At 38.7% G+C, this 18,815-nt stretch carries 14 protein-coding genes; 8 read left to right on the top strand and 6 right to left on the bottom strand.

What is annotated here, in order from left to right; all coding sequences use genetic code 11:
* Positions 1–17 precede the first annotated feature (17 nt).
* Complete coding sequence (locus QYB95_RS09720; RefSeq protein WP_301138149.1) at positions 18–1,493, top strand: class I adenylate-forming enzyme family protein; 1,476 nt, start codon at positions 18–20, stop codon at positions 1,491–1,493.
* Between the two features lie 111 nt (positions 1,494–1,604).
* Here the strand turns inward: QYB95_RS09720 and QYB95_RS09715 are convergent, their stop codons facing one another.
* From QYB95_RS09715 to QYB95_RS09700, 4 genes are all read right to left on the bottom strand, one after another.
* Positions 1,605–3,323: a b(o/a)3-type cytochrome-c oxidase subunit 1 gene (locus tag QYB95_RS09715; RefSeq protein WP_301138148.1), complete on the bottom strand. Its 1,719-nt coding sequence runs from the start codon at positions 3,321–3,323 to the stop codon at positions 1,605–1,607.
* On the bottom strand, positions 3,304–3,801 hold the full coding sequence (locus QYB95_RS09710) for a cytochrome c oxidase subunit II (protein WP_301138147.1): 498 nt from the start codon (positions 3,799–3,801) through the stop codon (positions 3,304–3,306). The genes QYB95_RS09715 and QYB95_RS09710 overlap by 20 nt, the downstream gene beginning before the upstream one ends.
* A 33-nt stretch (positions 3,802–3,834) precedes the next feature.
* Complete coding sequence (locus QYB95_RS09705; RefSeq protein ID WP_301138146.1) at positions 3,835–3,960, bottom strand: hypothetical protein; 126 nt, start codon at positions 3,958–3,960, stop codon at positions 3,835–3,837.
* A gap of 485 nt (positions 3,961–4,445) precedes the next feature.
* Positions 4,446–4,901 (bottom strand): chemotaxis protein CheX, encoded by a 456-nt coding sequence (locus QYB95_RS09700; RefSeq protein ID WP_301138145.1) that lies wholly within the window; start codon positions 4,899–4,901, stop codon positions 4,446–4,448.
* A 429-nt stretch (positions 4,902–5,330) separates the two neighbouring features.
* Here QYB95_RS09700 and QYB95_RS09695 point away from each other — a divergent pair, with 429 nt between their 5' ends.
* From QYB95_RS09695 to QYB95_RS09675, 5 genes are all read left to right on the top strand, one after another.
* On the top strand, positions 5,331–8,954 hold the full coding sequence (locus QYB95_RS09695; RefSeq protein ID WP_301138144.1) for a dynamin family protein: 3,624 nt from the start codon (positions 5,331–5,333) through the stop codon (positions 8,952–8,954).
* Entirely contained in the window at positions 8,955–9,761 is an 807-nt protein-coding gene (locus QYB95_RS09690) for a sulfurtransferase (RefSeq protein WP_301138143.1), read from the top strand. It begins immediately after the preceding gene.
* A gap of 110 nt (positions 9,762–9,871) precedes the next feature.
* Positions 9,872–10,696: an MBL fold metallo-hydrolase gene (locus tag QYB95_RS09685; protein ID WP_301138142.1), complete on the top strand. Its 825-nt coding sequence runs from the start codon at positions 9,872–9,874 to the stop codon at positions 10,694–10,696.
* Between the two features lie 92 nt (positions 10,697–10,788).
* A complete protein-coding gene (locus tag QYB95_RS09680; RefSeq protein WP_301138141.1) occupies positions 10,789–11,688 on the top strand; it encodes a stalk domain-containing protein in 900 nt (299 codons plus the stop codon).
* Positions 11,689–12,092: 404 nt separating this feature from the next.
* Positions 12,093–13,301: an NAD(P)-dependent malic enzyme gene (locus tag QYB95_RS09675; RefSeq protein WP_301138140.1), complete on the top strand. Its 1,209-nt coding sequence runs from the start codon at positions 12,093–12,095 to the stop codon at positions 13,299–13,301.
* A 171-nt stretch (positions 13,302–13,472) separates the two neighbouring features.
* Here the strand turns inward: QYB95_RS09675 and pepF are convergent, their stop codons facing one another.
* Both pepF and gdhA read right to left on the bottom strand, forming a co-directional pair.
* Positions 13,473–15,278, bottom strand: coding sequence for an oligoendopeptidase F (gene pepF / locus QYB95_RS09670; RefSeq protein WP_301138139.1), 1,806 nt, complete (start codon positions 15,276–15,278; stop codon positions 13,473–13,475).
* Between the two features lie 210 nt (positions 15,279–15,488).
* Complete coding sequence (gene gdhA / locus QYB95_RS09665; protein ID WP_301138138.1) at positions 15,489–16,862, bottom strand: NADP-specific glutamate dehydrogenase; 1,374 nt, start codon at positions 16,860–16,862, stop codon at positions 15,489–15,491.
* A 162-nt stretch (positions 16,863–17,024) separates the two neighbouring features.
* Between gdhA and QYB95_RS09660 the strand changes: the two genes are divergently transcribed.
* Both QYB95_RS09660 and dsdA read left to right on the top strand, forming a co-directional pair.
* Entirely contained in the window at positions 17,025–17,495 is a 471-nt protein-coding gene (locus QYB95_RS09660) for a YaiI/YqxD family protein (RefSeq protein WP_301138284.1), read from the top strand.
* A complete protein-coding gene (gene dsdA / locus QYB95_RS09655; RefSeq protein WP_301138137.1) occupies positions 17,488–18,813 on the top strand; it encodes a D-serine ammonia-lyase in 1,326 nt (441 codons plus the stop codon). Before QYB95_RS09660 ends, dsdA begins: the two co-directional genes overlap by 8 nt.
* Positions 18,814–18,815: the final 2 nt, after the last annotated feature.

Raw genomic sequence — 18,815 nt, 5'->3', positions numbered from 1 at the left:
TGTGGGAGGGAAACGCGTTGCAAAATGAACAAACTTGGATATTAGATAGAGCGAGCTTAACCCCTTCTAAAATAGCCCTCATTGACATTCAGACAAAGAGGAAATGGAGCTACGAAGAATTATCGAATGAATCATTGAAATGGTTGTGCTATCTAAGGAATGAAGGGATAAAGAAAGGAAACCGGGTTGCCTTACTGGCAGAAAATAGCATTGATATTTTTCCAATTCTATTCGCCTGCGGGTTGGGTGGGTTCATTTACGTTCCGTTAAATTGGCGGTTAAGCAAGCGGGAGCTTATTTCGATTCTAAATGATAGCAGTCCATCAATCCTTATAACAGATGAGGAATTCCATAATTTAGGGGAGGAAATATTTAAGGAAAAACTTGTTCGGATTCCATCCGATTTTTCAGTTGATTCCCCAGAATTTAATCCTACTCCCCAATGGCAATCAACTGATCCGTGGTTAATGATTTATACGGGTGGGACGATGGGTAACCCAAAAGGTGTCTTGCTATCATTTGATGCCGTGAATTGGAATGCACTCAATACGATTTTGAGTTGGAACTTAAGCTGCGAAGATTGCACGGTCAATTATATGCCGCTTTTTCATACCGGAGGGCTTAATGCTTTATCCATTCCCATCTTGATGTGCGGTGGAACGGTAGTAGTCGGCAATAAGTTTGACGCCGAGGAAGCCATTCGGTCAGTGAACGATTATCAATCCACCATCTCTCTGTTTGTGCCGACAATGTACCAATCAATGATCGAAACAGACTATTTCCAGCATGCAAGCTTTCCAACAGTTAAAGTATTTCTATCTGGAGGAGCTCCATGTCCTCAAACCATTTACAGCCATTTTATAAAAAAAGGATTAAAGTTCAAAGAAGGATATGGTTTAACAGAAGCCGGACCAAACAATTTTTATATCGATTCGGATGATGCGGCTAAAAAGCCGGGATCTGTAGGGAAAAGCATGATGTTTAATTCGATTCGAATTAAAAATAAAAACGGGGCTATCTGCAAAGTAGGGGAGGTTGGAGAGTTATATATAAAAGGAAGGCACATGTTCACGGAGTATTGGAATAATGCTGAAGAGACAAAAAACGCCATAATAGATGGCTGGCTGAAAACTGGAGATCTGGCCAAAGTCGATGGAGATGGCGATGTTTTCATTGTTGGCCGAAGCAAAGATATGATTATTACAGGCGGGGAAAATGTATATCCCTTGGAAGTAGAACAATGTATCGTGAATCATCCCCATGTAAGGGAAGTAGCGGTTGTTGGAATAAGAGATGAAAAGTGGGGAGAAGTCGTGACAGCGTTTATTGTTTCTTCAAGTAATTGGGTTTGCTCTGAAAGCGAAATACAAAATTATTGCCGTGAACAACTGGGCACTTATAAAGTTCCAAAAAAGGTTTTGTTTCTTGATGAATTACCGAAAACGCATGTAGGAAAAATCGATAAGAAACGATTGAAGGAGAGTGTGAATTAACTAATTTTAAAAAAACAGCTCTAATAGATTAAGGGTATTGCTGAATAAATTGTGAGAATAAAAACAACAACCTCTCCCAAGGATTAGGGGAGAGGTTGTTTAATTTTTATCTTACCATAATTTAAATCCTGTTGAACCAGCAGGTGAGTTACTAAGGATATCGAAGATAGGGAACGTATAAGCGATTAGGATTAATGCAACTAGAATAACTCCCCATACTTTAAAGTTCTCTAAAATTGCCGGTGTGCTGCCGCCACCTTCAGCAACTTCCGCAACAGGGAATTCTTCTTCTCCTTTAGGTGCAAACCATAATAGGTTAACAACCACACCGATGATTACCAGGATGGAGATGAATAAAATAGTACCTCCAATTGCTTGTGCAAACTGATAAGAAATCCATTCAGCTGCCTGCTCAGATCCACCATAAGTAGAGTACTCGGAACGACGGGGTGCACCAAGCAATCCTGCGATATGCATAGCACCGGACATGATGAACATACCAACTGCCCATAGAATACCTGCTGTATTGGCCAGGCTATTCATTCTGCTTGTTAACGTTCGCCCAGTTAAATGGGGGATTAACCAGAAAGCAGCACCAAAATAAGTTAGTACAACAGCTGTTGCAATTGTTAAGTGGAAGTGGCCTGTAACCCAGATTGTGTTATGGATTAATTGATTCATTTGGTAAGAAGCGTTCACAATACCGCCAGCCCCACCAGGTATGAATGCAACCATTCCAATGAATGGAACCAAGAAACGACTATCTTTCCAAGGTAATTGTCTAAACCATCCTAAAACGCCTTTACCGCCTAATTCACGTCCACGCAATTCAAATGTAGCAAACATGGAGAAGGCTGTCATAAGAGACGGAACGATTACAAAGAATGTTAATACAACTTGCAGGAATTTCCAGAAGCCATCAATCCCTGGTTCCGTTAATTGGTGGTGAACTCCCACAGGAATAGAGAATAATAGGAATAGCATAAATGATAATCTAGCCAATGCATCGGAGAAAAGTTTACCTCCAATTACTTTTGGAATAACTACATACCATACCATATAAGCAGGCAATAACCAGAAGTATACAAGAGCATGGCCGAAATACCAGAATAATGTACGTGATAATAATACATCAATACGTTCCACTAACCCTAATGACCAAGGAAGTAATTGGAATAATACCTCAATAGCAACCCCTAAAGAGGCTACAAACCACATAAGGTTATTTACGACAGCCATGAAAGCCAGAAGAGGTGAAGTCTGACCCTTATTTTCTTTGCGCCATTGTACATATCTCATAATTTGAGAAAGACCTTCAATCCATGAGCCAACAACAACCAGAGCAAGACCGGCATAGAAAATCCAGTGTGCTTGAAGTGGAGCATAGAAAGTATAAAGTACAGAAGCTTCATTAAGCAGCACCATTGTTGCAGCTGCTACCGTACCGATTGTCATTAACCAGAAACCAATCCAGCCTAATTTGCGTTGTGTATTTGAAAGGGCACCCGCAGTACGGCTTACTGCAGCTAATTGGAAGCCCATAATGAAGTATGTTGTTAAAATAAGTCCCAATAGTACACCATGAACTGTAAGTATTTGGTAATATCCGATGCCGAATGGCAACTGGAATGCACCTGATCGTACAAATACCTGTAAAAGACCGGCAAGACCACCAACTAAAAGAGCAGTAAATGCTACATACATATGTGCTAATGCTAACTTCGCATCCTTGCGGTCAACTTTGATTAAACGATCTTTTGTTGTTAAATTTTTTCCTTTTGGCAATTGTTTTTCTTTAATAATTTCTTTATTAGTGACTGCTGTTGTCATCAGCGTCCACCACCTTTAGTGTAGAATACATCATTGCGTGTCCAATACCGCAATATTCATTACATACGATTGTAAATTCGCCAGCTTTATCTACGGTAGTAACGAGTTCGGAAACATAGCCGGGTTCAAGCATCATATTAATGTTTGTCCCTGCAACCTCAAATCCGTGTATAACGTCTTTCGTAGTAGCTACAAACCTTACTTTGGAGCCGACTGGCACTTCGATCTCCATTGGAGTATAGCTAAATGCAGAAGCAACCAAAACCACTTCATAGTCCCAGTCTTTTCCTTCTACTTTATGGACACCTGGGTTGTCAAATGGAGCAATCTCATCCACTTTTTCATAGTCGATTGTCCATTTTGAATTATTCGGGTGTGCACCCGCATGGAATGCGCTCACACCGATTATTATCAGAAATATAATGAGTGTCGATGTACCGAATACAAGCCACCATTTCTCATACTTGTGTATGTGCATGTAAATTCCCTCCTAGAGAATATATAAATTTAGTTAAAAACGATCAATGAATAAATTGAAGCAAAGAGCCCAGATGACAATAATGATAATCCCAATGCCAAAAGTAGCATAAAGTGTTCCTTTTAAATTATCATCTGACGTTTTTTTGTGGTTTGCCATGATTCTCCCTCCTAAGTGAAGAAATAAATATTAAATAATTTACAACCAAATCATATATAAAATTGATTTGCTATGATGTGATAAAAATCACATATATGGCGTTAAAATGTGAACGTAATGTGAAGGTATAATTTACTGTGGCCATTAATCAAAAGGGTGGCTATGGGACTAGCGGGAGACAGTTCTTAATAGGTTGAAGCTCCTTTGGATAGGAAATTCAAAATTGCAAGAAGGGGTAAATAAGCTTTTAATCACTAGAATAAGAAGGGAATTGAATAAACTTTCTATCTGAGAACAAGGTACAACAGAAGCCCGGATTTCCACTATAAGACTTCCACAGCCAAGTCACGTTAGCGAAGTGAAAAAACGTAAAAAAACACGCCCAACTTTAACATTGGCGTGTTACTAAGATAGAAATCGATCTCCTGATCGACTTCAATTATATGTACAAATTATTATTCTGCATTATGTATTTGATGAATTAATTATTCTTCGTCAATTGTAAATAAAATTGTAAGTGTCCCAACTTCTTCGATGATTGTCGGCAGCTTTAAAACCTTCTCAAATCCAAGGAGCTTTGTATTTCCAACCATCACCGTTGGGGTAGTAATATCAACATTTAAAGATTGTTGACCAATATGGGTACATAGATTACCGGCAAACATATTCCCAAGCTCCCCGGTAAAGGATTCCAGCATCTCGCCTTCAAGTGGCATGCCGAACATTTTTGCTCCAATGGCACTAAAGGATAACGCTGTACTATCGATAATGATTCTTCCTTTTATGTCACCAATCAATCCAATTAAAACGCCCATTTCTTGCTGAATAAAGGGCTCTGTCAAAAGAGAAGGGGATTGAATATCCAATTCCATGGGAAGAATGCTTTTTAAAGAATGGATTGATCCATTCAAAATGGCTTGTATATGTAGCGAATTATTCATTGAATCACACCTTTTACGGCTTTTTTTCCATATTACCATGTTGATAGTACATTAGTACATGTAAAATAATTACAAACTATACCAATGTACCCGTTTTCATTTAACTTGTGAGGTGTTATATTGTATATTATAATAGTAAGTGAAAATGATTCTCATTATTGAGGGGGAGACAAATGGTTTATTTATTTGTTGGTTTAACAATTGTGATTTACGCAGGTATAGGTACGTATTTAGTGAAGAATACGATAAAATCCTAATTAACTGCCCCCATTCCTATCCTTACTAGCTCCTTAAAAACAATCCTCCAGTAATCTTTCTATTTAATATTTAAAAAATTCCTCTTTCATTCTTTCTTTTTCATCGATTTTATTATTTAATCATAATAGTATATAATTGTGACAAAAATGAGGCAAAGGGGTATTTATTTGCATGAGTTCTTTTGAAGAAAAATTAGAGAAATTATTACAACAATCTGCGATACAATACATAATCTACCAAAACAATGAAGATACAGAACGTATGGAGAAGCTTCATTTATTTGCAAGGAAATTATTACAAAAGGAATATGTGATCGGTTTTGCAGGTCATTTCTCGGCAGGTAAGTCCAGTATGATCAATGCTCTATCCGGTGAGGATATCCTAGCTGCAAGTCCAATTCCGACGAGTGCCAACATCGTGAAAGTCCATAAATCCGAGGAAGATTTTGCCATTGTCTATATGCATCATGAGAAGCCGGTTAAATTTGAAGCTGGCTATGATTTTAAAACCGTAAAGGAATTGAGTAAAAACGGTGAGCTTGTATCCCAGATCGAGATTGGACATAGTGGTTCTTCGCTTCCTTCAGGTGTAACGGTAATGGATACGCCCGGTGTTGACTCCACGGATGATGCACATGCAATGTCAACAGAATCAGCACTCCATATAGCAGATGTGGTTTTCTATACAATGGATTACAACCATGTACAATCCGAATTGAATTTTCAATTCACGAAGCAATTGATGAAATACAATCCCAATGTATATTTAATTGTAAACCAAATCGATAAACATAAAGAAAATGAACTTTCATTTGTCGATTTTAAACAATCCGTTCAGCAATCCTTTTCAGCTTGGGGAGTTGAACCAAAAGGGATCTTTTTCACTTCTTTAAGGGAATTTGACCACCCTCATAATGACTTTGACACAGTAAAGAAAATAGTCATGGATTCGATGAACGATTGGCAGGATCAGCTTGTATCAACTGCTGAAAATACATTGCGCAAACTGCAGAATGAGCATCTTGCTTACTTGGAGGATGAAAAACAATCTCTGCTGTCGGATTATGAAAATGTCCTGAGTACTGATGAGTGGGAAAATCGACAGGATTTACTGGAACAATATGAGAGGTTAAACCTCCAAACAGAGTTATTTTCCAGTGAAACTTGGAATGATACGTTTAAAGATCGACGCAAGGAGTTACTTGATAACGCAGCGATTATTCCAGCTGATTTCCGTGAAAAATTACGTGCATATCTTGAAAGTACCCAAGAAGGCTTTAAAGTTGGTGGATTATTCTCTGCTAAAAAGAAAACAGAAGAAGAAAAGAAACGCCGTATTGAAGACGTTTATGAACAATATAAGGTGATCTTGCAATCTCAAATAATTGGACATTTAAGAAATCTAATGAAGCAATCCCTAAAGGAAGTAGGGGTATTAACGGATGAAAGAGCAGGAATTATTGATGCTCTTCAATTTGATGTTCCATTTTCTCTGATCGAAGGTGAAATTAAACAAGGTTCACTTCTTACAGCGGATGCTTTATTAAATTTTGCTAATCGTGTTGCCGAGGCTACGAAACGTTATTTCATCGCAGCAACAGATGACTGGAAGGATCAACAAGAGGCTGTATTAAAGGATGCATCCCAAAGCTTATCCACTCCGGTTCAAGCCAAGCTAAAAGTACTGAAAGAAAAAGTGCAGGCTATCCAATCCATCGAGCAATTAAATAAATATAAAATAAATGCTGAGAAAGAAATAGCGACAGCGACAAAGGATACGCGTTCCGGGGCAAAACGCCAGTTCGAACAATGGCAAGATGACTATGAGCAAGCTCTTAAAGAGATTCGTCCATTTGATTCATCCATGTTAGTGAAGAAGGAAAGCGAAATTGAAGTGGCTTCGACAGAAATCCAGCAAGCGGCGGCTCAAACTCAAAAAGGCGAGGAAGTCATTGAGGCCGCTATTCGTACGGCAAATGCAGTGAAAAATGTGGATGGATTTGAAGAAGTAGCCCAGTTCCTGCAGAGAAAAGTAGAACGATTGCAGCAAAAGGATTTTACAATTGCATTATTTGGTGCATTTAGTGCGGGGAAATCAAGTTTTTCCAATGCTTTAATGGGTTCCAAGGTTTTGCCTGTATCTCCAAACCCGACGACGGCTGCCATCAATAAAATTCGCCCTGTTACAAAAGACCACCCACATGAAACAGCGGATGTTCATCTAAAAACAGCCGATCAATTATTGGAAGATATCAAAGTCTCATATGAGGAAATCGGTATTGCTATACGTACCTTGCAAGAGGCATATGAACGTGCAGAAGAGGGGCTTGCTGTACAATTAAAAGACGAGCGATTAAATGTTCATAAATCTTTTATCCGGGCATTTAGCCAAGGATTTAAGACATATGAGTCGCAGCTAGGTCAAACCATTCGTGTAGAGCGTTCAGAGTTTGAACGATATGTAGCTGAAGAGAATCGTTCCTGCTTTGTAGATAATATTGATTTTTACTATGATAGCCCGTTGACTAGGATGGGTGTGACCTTGGTGGATACACCGGGGGCAGACTCGATCAATGCCCGCCATACGGGTGTTGCCTTTGATTATATCCGTAATGCAGATGCGATTTTATTTATCACGTACTATAATCATGCCTTTGCCAAAGCGGACCGTGAATTTTTAATCCAATTAGGTCGTGTGAAGGATGCATTTGAACTGGATAAAATGTTCTTCATTGTAAATGCCATCGATCTGGCTTCTACACCAGATGAAGAAGAAGATGTGAAAAACTATGTCAAAACGGAATTACAACGTTTTGGTATCCGTTTCCCTAAATTATTTGGTGTTTCAAGTTTGCTGGCACTTCGTGAAAAAGTAGAAGGCAGTTTGCTTAATTCAGGAATGGAGCCATTTGAACACTCGTTCCATCATTTCTTGAATGAAGAATTAGCAGCCATTGCAATCCAGGCCTTGCATGAAGAGGTTGAGAAAACACAAGCACGTCTGGCTGATCTAATCAAGCAAACAGAAGAGAATTTAAAGCGCAAAGATGAACGATTAAAAGAGCTTGCCGAGCTTGAGCAACATGTCCAAAAAGCGTTTAGCAGCCCATCGACCAACATATTAAAGAGTGATATGAAGCAGGAATTGGATGAATTGCTTTACTATGTGATGCAGCGCGTTTACTATCGTTATCCGGATTTCTTCAGAGAAAGCTATAATCCTTCCACTTTCTCTTCTAAGCCCGTTCAAACAGCATTGGAGCAGGCATTGAAGGAAACGATCAGTGCATTACGTTTTGACTTTGCACAAGAACTGCGTGTAACGAATTTCCGTCTGGCTCAGTTTGTCCAAAAGAAAATCATCGAACGTTTCAAAGAGGAAGTACGTTCATTAAAAGAGTTAAACCCAAGTTTCTCCTTCATGGCATTCGAGTCCGAGGAACCAAAATTATTGGAATTTAAAGGTCCCTTTGAGGATGAAAAGAAGTATGCTTCCGTCAAATCTTACTTTAAAAATGCAAAGTCATTTTTTGAGAAAAATGAAAAAGAAAATCTGAAATTGGCATTGGAAGAACTAACGAAACCGGATGCTCAAAATTACGTCGATGCTGAAAAAGAGAAAATCTCTCATTGGGCAACTGATTTAATTGAACATGAATCAGAAAACTTGAATATCTATTTGCGTAAACAGGCATTAAAGCAAATTGAAACAGAAAAATTGCTTCTTGAAGAGGTAAATCGCTTAGAGATATGGAAATCTATCTATTATGATTTACAAAAATCGGAGGTAAAATAAATGGGAAAAGTGTTCGTTGCTGCAAAGGACGTAAAGGAAGGCAGGTTTATCGATACTCGTTATGACTTGCAGGACCGAAATTGGGGAAAACAAGCCTTTCAAAATTGCCATATACAAGGTGCGATTCATTGGGACCTGGAACAAGATCTATCTGAAATGACAAAAAGCGAAGGCCGTCATCCAATGCCTTCCAAAGAACAACTACAGCATTTATTTGAACAATCGGGCTTAAATTATGATGACATTATTTATATTTATGACCAAGGCGGGGCACCCTTTGCCGCCCGTGCCTGGTGGATGTTAAAGTATGCAAATTTCCCGAATGTCTATATTGTAAATGGCGGCTTTGAAGCATTGAAGGAAGCTGGAAAATCTGTCACAGCAGAAAAGTCAAATTATGATGTTACCGATTTGGTACTGGGCTGGAATGATGCAATCTACTCCAATCGAGCAGATGTGAAAAATATTGTCGATGGAGTTCAAAAAGCGGTACTATTGGATGCGCGTTCAAATGAAAGATACCGTGGGGAAAACGAGCCAATAGACAAAGTAGCGGGCCATATACCAACAGCGAAAAATTTTGACTGGGAGCAATTAAAACAGGGGTCTGAACTACATGCCAATGACCAGCTTGTCGAAAAATTCAAGCGCGATGAAGAAATTGTCGTCTATTGTGGTTCAGGTGTAACGGCGTCACCGTTATATGCTATCCTGGCAGATTCAGGATATGAAAATTTGAAGCTGTATGTTGGAAGCTATAGTGACTGGATTACACAATATGAGGTTGAAACAGGGGAAAATCAGTAAATGATTGTGAAAACGTATAATGTAAAAATTATACGTTTTCTCTTCCATATAAAATGAATGAATGGTCATTCAAAATTGGTGCGTTGAAATTTACAAAGGGGGATGGAAACATGCTGTTGAAGAAATACATTGATTTTGGAAGCCATCATAATGTACATTATGCAAATGGAAAGGTCACGTTGGGCAAGATTTCTCTTAATGTCTATTGTTTTATGGTGGACGGTGTTTTGATTGATACTGGTTCCAGATCTCTGAGCAAACAGTTTGAACCGTTTTTATTGGAAGCTGATATTGACCAAGTTGTATTAACCCACATACATGAAGATCATACTGGATGCGCGTCCATCTTGGAACAGCAACGTAATGTACCAATTTATATACATGAAATGTCTGTTCAAGATTGTGAAAAAAATCCCGATTATCCCCTTTACAGAAAGGTTTTTTGGGGGAAGCGAATGCCGTTTAGAGCAAATGCCATTGACAGCAGCTTTTCATCACGCAGTGCCGACTGGGAGGTAATTAAAACACCTGGCCATGCAAAGGATCATCTTGCATTTTTGAATAAAGAAACGGGGCAGCTTTTTACAGGGGATCTCTATGTCCAAACAAAAACGAAAGTAGTTTTAAGAGAAGAGAGCATACCCACAATCATCCGTTCAATAGAACATCTTTTAACCTATGACTTTAATGAGATGTATTGCAGCCATGCAGGGTTTGTAAAGGATGGCAGAAAGAGCCTTGAGAATAAAAAAGATTATTTATCTGATATACAGCAACAAGTAAAATCCCGGTATCAGGAGGGTCTTTCACCAGAGCAAATTCATGACAGTCTTTTTAAACGTAAATACCCTATCACGAAGCTCTCCAGGGGAGAATGGGACTCATTGCATATTGTCACATCAATAATAGATGAGATGAAACAAGAGGTTAGTTAATTTAATGTTAATGATGTTTTTTAACCACATTGTAACTTTTTCAAATGTTTCTCGACTAATCATTCGAAAAGCATTAAGAAGGAGAGTGCAAAATGAAAAGATATGCATCCATACTTATGACTGTAGCTTTGGTTAGCGGTTTATTAATACAACCGTCTGTGTCTGCTGAGGGTACTGGTGATCCAGTTGCAGAAGAAAATCAAAATGGTAATTTTTTAAAAGTGACTGGAGAAGTAAACTCTATCAAAAATGAACCAAAAGGGAACAATTATGCAACAGTGAAGGCAGGAGAGAGAGAGTTTGGTTTTTACTACAATGAAAGCACCATGGTTTTAAATAATGCTGGAGAAAAGGTCGAACTCACGGAAGGGACAGAGATTACAGCCTTTGTAGATTCCCGCAAATCAATGATCATGATTTATCCTCCGAGATATTCTCCTGAAGTCATCATTGTGCATTCAAAACATCCGGGTACTGTGGAACTACAGCGATTTAATGAACAACTCTTAAATGAAAAGGGAGACTTAGTTATTCATGTCACTGATGAAACAGAAATCCATGATTTATCGGGAAGAGATGTGCCGAAAGAAGCCTTAGTAGAAAAAGATGTTCTCATATTCTATGAGTATGTGTTAGAGAGTTATCCGGCACAAACAGGGCCATATAAAATCGTGGTTCTAGAAAAAGAAACCACGAACATTGAGAAAGCAGCTGATATTGCAAATAAGGATTACTACAAAGTAAATAGTGTGAAAATGATCCCCCTTAGGCTGGTAGCGGAGCAATTAGGATTCACAGTCGAGTCATATGGAAAGGTTTCTGTTATTTCTAAAGGCAGCGTTTCCTTTACTATTACGTTGGGGGCAAAGCATTATGGTTACAATAAATCAATCCGCTATTTCAAAGAAGAACCAGAATTGCTGGAAAAAAGCAAGACATATGTACCATATGAATTATTGGAACAATTAATTGAATTAACTAAAGAAGAATAAGATTAATGGTTAAAAGCTATGTACATGTTAACGTGTATGTAGCTTTTTTTGTTACAAAATTGTGAAAAAATTTGTTAATATGTGAAAAATTGAGCATAAGACTTTGTGAAAAGTTTCATATTACGCCTCCTAAAACAGTACGTGTGATATTTCACAATATCAAACTAGCGGCATAAGGGGATTTGAATAATAAAAACGTTTTCATATATTATATTAATATACTAAAAAACGCTTGATAAATTACAATCTATGCCATTTATTTAAAAGTCGAATTCTTGAAATCTCTTAATTTTACAAAGAATTATCTGCTTTATGAAGAATTTTTGTGTTGACTTCATTGCGTTGAAGCGCTATGATACGAAAATATAAATGTTTTTAAAAATTAAACAAACGGGGTGGCTAAAATGGATTTAATGAAAAAATCGATTGAAATGCATGCACAATTTAAGGGGAAGCTGGAAATTAGTTCAAAAGTTCCGTTGGAAGATTCTTATGATTTGAGTTTGGCTTATTCGCCGGGAGTCGCTGCACCCTGTATAGAAATCGAAAAAAATCGTTCGCTGGCTTATGACTATACAATTAAGGGGAATTTGGTTGCGGTTGTAACGGATGGAACAGCAGTATTGGGTTTGGGTGATATCGGACCGGAAGCTGCACTTCCAGTAATGGAAGGCAAGGCTTTATTATTGAAACGATTCAGCAATGTAGATGCAGTACCAATTTGTTTGGATACCAAAGATGTGGATGAAATCGTTCGAACAGTGAAGCTTATTTCACCAACATTCGGTGCCATTAATTTAGAGGATATCTCTGCACCACGTTGCTTCGAAATAGAAGAACGATTACGTAAAGAGTGTAATATCCCTGTGTTTCATGACGATCAACATGGAACGGCGATTGTGGTAGGCGCAGGTTTGAAAAACGCCTTGAAAATCGTAAAAAAAGACAAAGCAGATTTAAAAATTGTCATTAATGGGGCTGGTGCAGCAGGAATTGCCATTCTTCGTATTTTACTCCATCAGGGCTATAAGAATGTAGTCGTGTGTGATTCAACAGGCATCATCTATAGTGGCCGAGAAAAAGGCATGAATCCAATTAAGGAGAATATTGCACAATTGACAAACCCAGCTAACCTAACAGGCAGTCTGGATAAGGCGCTTGTTGGAGCAGATGTGTTTATCGGTGTATCTGTTGCGAACTTGCTTACAAAAGAACATATTCAATCCATGGACCACGACCCAATTGTGTTTGCCCTTGCAAATCCAAATCCTGAAATTACTTATGAAAACGCTAGAAGCTGGGGTGTCCGCATTATTGGGACAGGCCGTTCAGACTATCCAAACCAGGTGAATAATGTATTAGCCTTCCCTGGTATTTTTAAAGGGGCACTAGATGTAAGGGCAACGGATGTCAATGAGGACATGAAACTTGCAGCAGTGGAAGCGATCGCATCTCTTGTGACTGATGAAGAGCTATCCGAAGAATACATTATTCCAAAAGCAATAGATGAAAGAGTAGCGTTGGCAGTCGCTAAAGCAGTTGGGGAAGCAGCTATTCAATCTGGTGTATCTGAATTGTATCCCCGGCTATTAAAGAATAGTGTTGTAATCTAAAAACTTTAAAGGTATATTGCAGCAGAATGTAAGCTATCCAGGTTGATTTTAGGAAAAATTCCTGATCTTCCTGCTGAACTTACCCCTCATATAGAAATAAATTGACTCTCTGCTAACAAGAACTGAAAAAAGGTGTCTCAAACAAGCCGAGACACCTTCGTTTTTTATGAATTATACGTTTTCCGATGCGATCTCTTCAGAAAGTACTTCCAATTGGTCAATTAAAGAACCGATATAAGCAATAGTGTCTTTTAATGGCTGATCTGTTGTAATATCAACACCTGCTATTTTAGCTAATTCCACAGGCGATTTTGTTCCACCTGCTTTAAGAACTTTTAGCCAATCCTGTACTGCTGGTTCTCCTTCATTCAGAATGCGTTGTGAAACTTGAGTAGCGATTGTTAGCCCTGCTGAGTACGTATATGGATATAGGCCCATGTAGTAATGTGGTTGACGCATCCAAGTTAATTCGGCACCCTCAGTGATTTCAACTGTGTCACCCCAGAAATCTTCCAATACTTCGCGCTTTAATTTATTTAAAATCGAAGCATTTACACTACCGCCATCATCTATGATTTCATAGACTTTACGTTGATAAGCGGCTTCCAGTAAATGTGTTACAAAGTTGTGATAATAAGTACGTGCAACTATCGTTGAAATTACCCAACGTTTGAAGCGGGCATCATTTGAATTTGATAATAGGTGGTTCGCCATAAGCATCTCATTCATTGTAGATGGTGCTTCAATAAAATATAAAGATGGTCTGGAGTTAAAAATGTTCTGTTCTTTGTGCGTTAAATAGAAATGTCCTGCGTGGCCTAGCTCATGTGCAAGAACAAATACTTCATTCATACGGCTCGTCCAAGAGATTAAGATATATGGATGTTTACCATAAGGACTTGAACAGAAGGCACCTGTCGATTTCCCTTCATTCTGGGCAAAATCAATCCAGCGCTCGTCAAATGAGCGGTCAAGCATGTTTTGATAATCTTCACCCATGATGGATAAACCATCGTTCATATATTGGCGAGATTCCTCAATGGAAATTTTCGGTTCATATGTTGGATCCAAAGAGATTTTTAAATCGGCAAATGTCATTTTCTCCAAGCCATGTTCTTTTTGCAGCAACTTCGCATAACGACGCATATGTGGAGCTAATTCAGTTGTAATTAAATCAATTTGGCGGTTATAAAGCTCACGATCAACCTCCTGATCAAATAGAAGGGCATCGAAAATCGTATCATAGCCGCGTAAGTCGGCATCCGTCTTTTCTATTTTTAGATGTGTGTCGTATGTTTTTGCTGTTGTATGCTGATAGTCGCGTAATTTCTTTGAGAAAGATTCGAATGCAGCACGGCGAATTTCGGTATCACTTTCCAGTTCCCAATCACCCTCGAAAGAATTATAACTTAGTGGGTAACTTTCGCCGTTTACTTCAAAATTATCAAACTTTAAATCTACCAATTTTGTTGTGTTATAAAGCTCGTAAGGTGCATCAAATGTTGTACCGAAAGCAGCTAAAGCTTTTTCTGCTTCAGGGTGTAATTGATAAGGCTTTTTGCGTATCAGGTTATCGATATAGCGTTCAAATTGCGGCGCCAAGTCTTTTGCCTCTGTCAAAACAGCTTCATCCAATAAGAGCAACTCACTTGTAATAAAAGAAAGCTGTGCACCAATTTTTGAATAGTGTTGGCCTACTTTGGCCGAACGCATTTGTGCCTCGTCATTTGTTTGATCTTCACTTAGTGAAAGGCTGGCATACGTACCGATAGGAACAAGTGCTTCATATAAGCTTTGATATGCTGCAATTACATTTACTGCGTCTTGGGCATTCACAATTTTCCCTTTGAATTCTTTTTCTATCTCGCCAGCTTTTCCTAAAACACTTTCAACCGCTTCTTCAAAAAGCAGCTCCGTTTCAAATAGGGGAGTCAAATCCCATGTTTCTTCAATCTTTACTTCGCTTCTTTTAAGCATTCCATTCCCTCCCGTATTACGGTATTCGAAATAAATTGTATCATATATAGTTTGAATTGAAAATCTATTGATAGAAAATTCTAAACTTTGTAGTTCGTTTTGACGTTTTTGAGGATTTTAAGTTCCTATCTTTAGATTAATAGCTGAGAAAAAGAAAAGGAGGGCATATGCTAAAGATGCCCTCCATAAATATTTATAAGGAATACTAAATTAATATACGCCTTCGGTAATCAAACCATCTGCCACTTTAACAAATGCTGCAATATTGGAACCGACTACCAAATTTCCAGGACTGCCGTACTTAAATGCAGCTTCTTTACTCTTTACATAAATATTCTTCATAATTTCTTGCAATTTTTCATCGACTTCTTCAAATGTCCAGTAGTAGCGACCGGAGTTTTGCGCCATTTCTAAAGCAGACGTTGCTACACCACCGGCATTTGCCGCTTTTGCTGGCCCAAACAGGATACCATTTTCCAGGAAGACATTAATCGCTTCCAAGTTCGAAGGCATGTTGGCGCCTTCTGCAACCACTTTTACCCCGTTTGCTAGAAGGGTGCGAGCTGAATCGCCATCTATTTCGTTTTGAGTTGCGCAAGGTAATGCGATATCGCAAGGAATGGACCAGATGCCTTGGAACCCTTCTGTATAGGTTGCATTTGGGCGGTAATCTACATAAGTCTGGATGCGATCACTTTTGACTTCCTTAATTTCTTTGACAATGTTTAAATCAATTCCTTCAGGGTCAAAAATATAACCGTTTGAGTCAGAACATGCTACGACCTTGGCACCTAAATCTTGAGCTTTTTCAATAGCGTAAATTGCTACATTTCCTGATCCGGATACAACCACCGTTTTGTTTAAGAATGTTTCATTGATATCGCGCAACATTTCTTCCACGAAATAAACTAAACCATAGCCAGTTGCTTCTTTACGAACTAATGATCCGCCGTAGCCTGGTGTTTTACCCGTTAATACGCCAGCTTCGTGTGCGTTACGGATACGTTTATATTGTCCGAATAGGTAACCGATTTCTCTTGCCCCAACACCCATATCACCAGCAGGAACATCGACATCCGCTCCGATATGACGGTATAATTCTGTCATGAAAGCTTGGCAAAAACGCATGATTTCCGAATTTGATTTTCCCTTTGGATTGAAATCCGAGCCACCCTTGGCACCACCAATCGGTAAACCTGTTAGAGTATTTTTGAAAACTTGTTCAAATGCCAAAAATTTCATGATGGATTCATTAACGGATGGATGGAAACGCAATCCACCTTTATATGGCCCTACAACATTGCTGAATTGTACACGGTAGCCTCGGTTGACCTGTACTTGATTGTAGTCGTCCTGCCATGTAACGCGGAAGGAAATGATTCGATCAGGTTCTACCATTCGGGAAAGAATATTATGCTGGATGTATTCAGGATGCTGTTCGAATACAGGAGTCAAGGATAAAAAGATTTCTTCTGCTGCCTGCAGGAATTCAGGTTGGTGTGCGTTCTTTACTTTTAATTGTTCAAACACTCCGTTAATGTAAGTTTCAGCTGATGCTTTATTTCCAGTAATTTGAGTCGTCATTATGTCATCCCCCAATTTGTTTGATTGAATGTATAATAGTATGATTTTTCTTGCAATTCAATCGATTTTTTTCTTACGTGTATATGTTAGGATAAGGAATTAAATAAAATTATTTTTTTAAAATAATAATTTCGGTATTTTTGAAATAGGAGGAGAATAACCATTCTACAATTATTAATCGATGCTGATGCGTGTCCCGTTATTGATTTAGCGCTATCCATCTCATCTCGATATGAGATTAAAACCATCTTGTTTTGCGATACTTCCCATCGGATAGAAAGAGAGAATGCAATAACAATTATGGTCCCTAAAGGGGCTGATTCGGTAGATTTTAAGCTGGTTAATGCCGTCAATAAGCATGATATTGTCATTACACAAGATTATGGTTTGGCTGCCATGTGCTTAGCAAAAGGGGCGTTTGTTGTTGATCAAAATGGAAGAGGGATGACTTCAGACAACATTGACCAATTGTTGGCTTTCAGATATGAAAGTGCGAAAATCAGAAGAGCAGGCGGGCGCACAAAAGGACCAAAAAAACGAACAGAAAAAAATAATATTGCCTTCGCAAATGAATTTCGACAAATTTGTGAACAAGCGATTTCGACAAAATTAGAGGAGGGATTAAATGGTTAAATTCCAAAAGCAAAACCTAGAAAATCTTGTGAAGGATTCGGATTTCTTAGATAACATCACTGCGTCAAATCCTGTTTTTTGGTTGAATGATAAAAAGAAGGATAGATCAAGCGGCGAGGAGTTTAGTTTTGACCAGGTAATTGAAGCGGAAAAGAGGCTGGAGCGCTTTGCTTCTTATTTAAAGATAGCTTTTCCGGAGACAAAAAATTCAATGGGAATCATTGAATCGGAATTGAAAGAAATTCCCGATATGAAGAAATGGATAGAAGAAAATATTGATGAGGATTTTCCTGGAAAACTGTTATTGAAATGTGATTATGCACTACCAATCTCGGGTTCCATAAAAGCGCGCGGGGGCATCTATGAAGTACTCAAGTATGCGGAACAGCTGGCAATCGAACATAACTTAATTGATTATGATGATGATTATGCCAAGTTTAACGATGACACATTTTACCGATTTTTCAGGGGGTATAAGATAGCTGTTGGCTCTACAGGAAATCTGGGGTTAAGTATTGGAATCATGGGTGCAAAGCTGGGCTTTCAAGTAACTGTACATATGTCCAGTGATGCAAAAGAATGGAAGAAACAGCTGCTGCGGGAAAAAGGGGTTAAAGTCATTGAATACTCATCTGATTATAGTAAGGCAGTTGAAGAGGGAAGAAATCAAGCCGCCACGGATCCAAGATGTCATTTTGTAGATGATGAAAATTCGCAAGCCTTGTTTGCTGGCTATGCAGTTGCAGCTCTTAGTCTTGAGAAACAATTACATGACGCCAATATATACGTTGATGCCGCCCATCCCTTATTCGTCTATTTACCGTGCGGTGTAGGGGGAGGCCCAGGTGGGGTTGCCTATGGTTTAAAGAAGATCTATGGCGACAATGTACATCTATTCTTCGGAGAACCGACACAATCGCCTTGTATGCTTCTGGGGATGATGACTGGCCTGCATGATGAGATTTCGGTAACTGATATAGGGCTGACAAATCAAACGGAAGCAGACGGTTTAGCGGTAGGCAGAGCTTCAAAATTTGTCGGCAAATTGATGGAGCCGATTCTAAGCGGTTGTTACACTGTCGAGGATTCTTTTTTGTTTAACAGTATAAGAGCAATGTGGAATCGAGAGCACATTTTTATGGAACCCTCTGCCCATGCAGCTGTTTTTGGACCTATCTCGCTTTTCAAACAGGGGAAATCCTATTATATAGAACAAAATGATTTGCAAATGAAAAATGCAACTCATTTAATTTGGTCCACTGGTGGGAATATGGTACCAGAAGAACAAAGACGGGAGTTTTTAAAGAAGATGTTGTAAGG

Source organism: Ureibacillus aquaedulcis (genome assembly GCF_030418165.1).
Taxonomy (GTDB): Bacteria; Bacillota; Bacilli; order Bacillales_A; family Planococcaceae; genus Ureibacillus; species Ureibacillus aquaedulcis.
The sequence above is the reverse complement of the archived record's forward strand: the minus strand, read 5'-3'. Positions and strand labels throughout refer to the sequence as shown.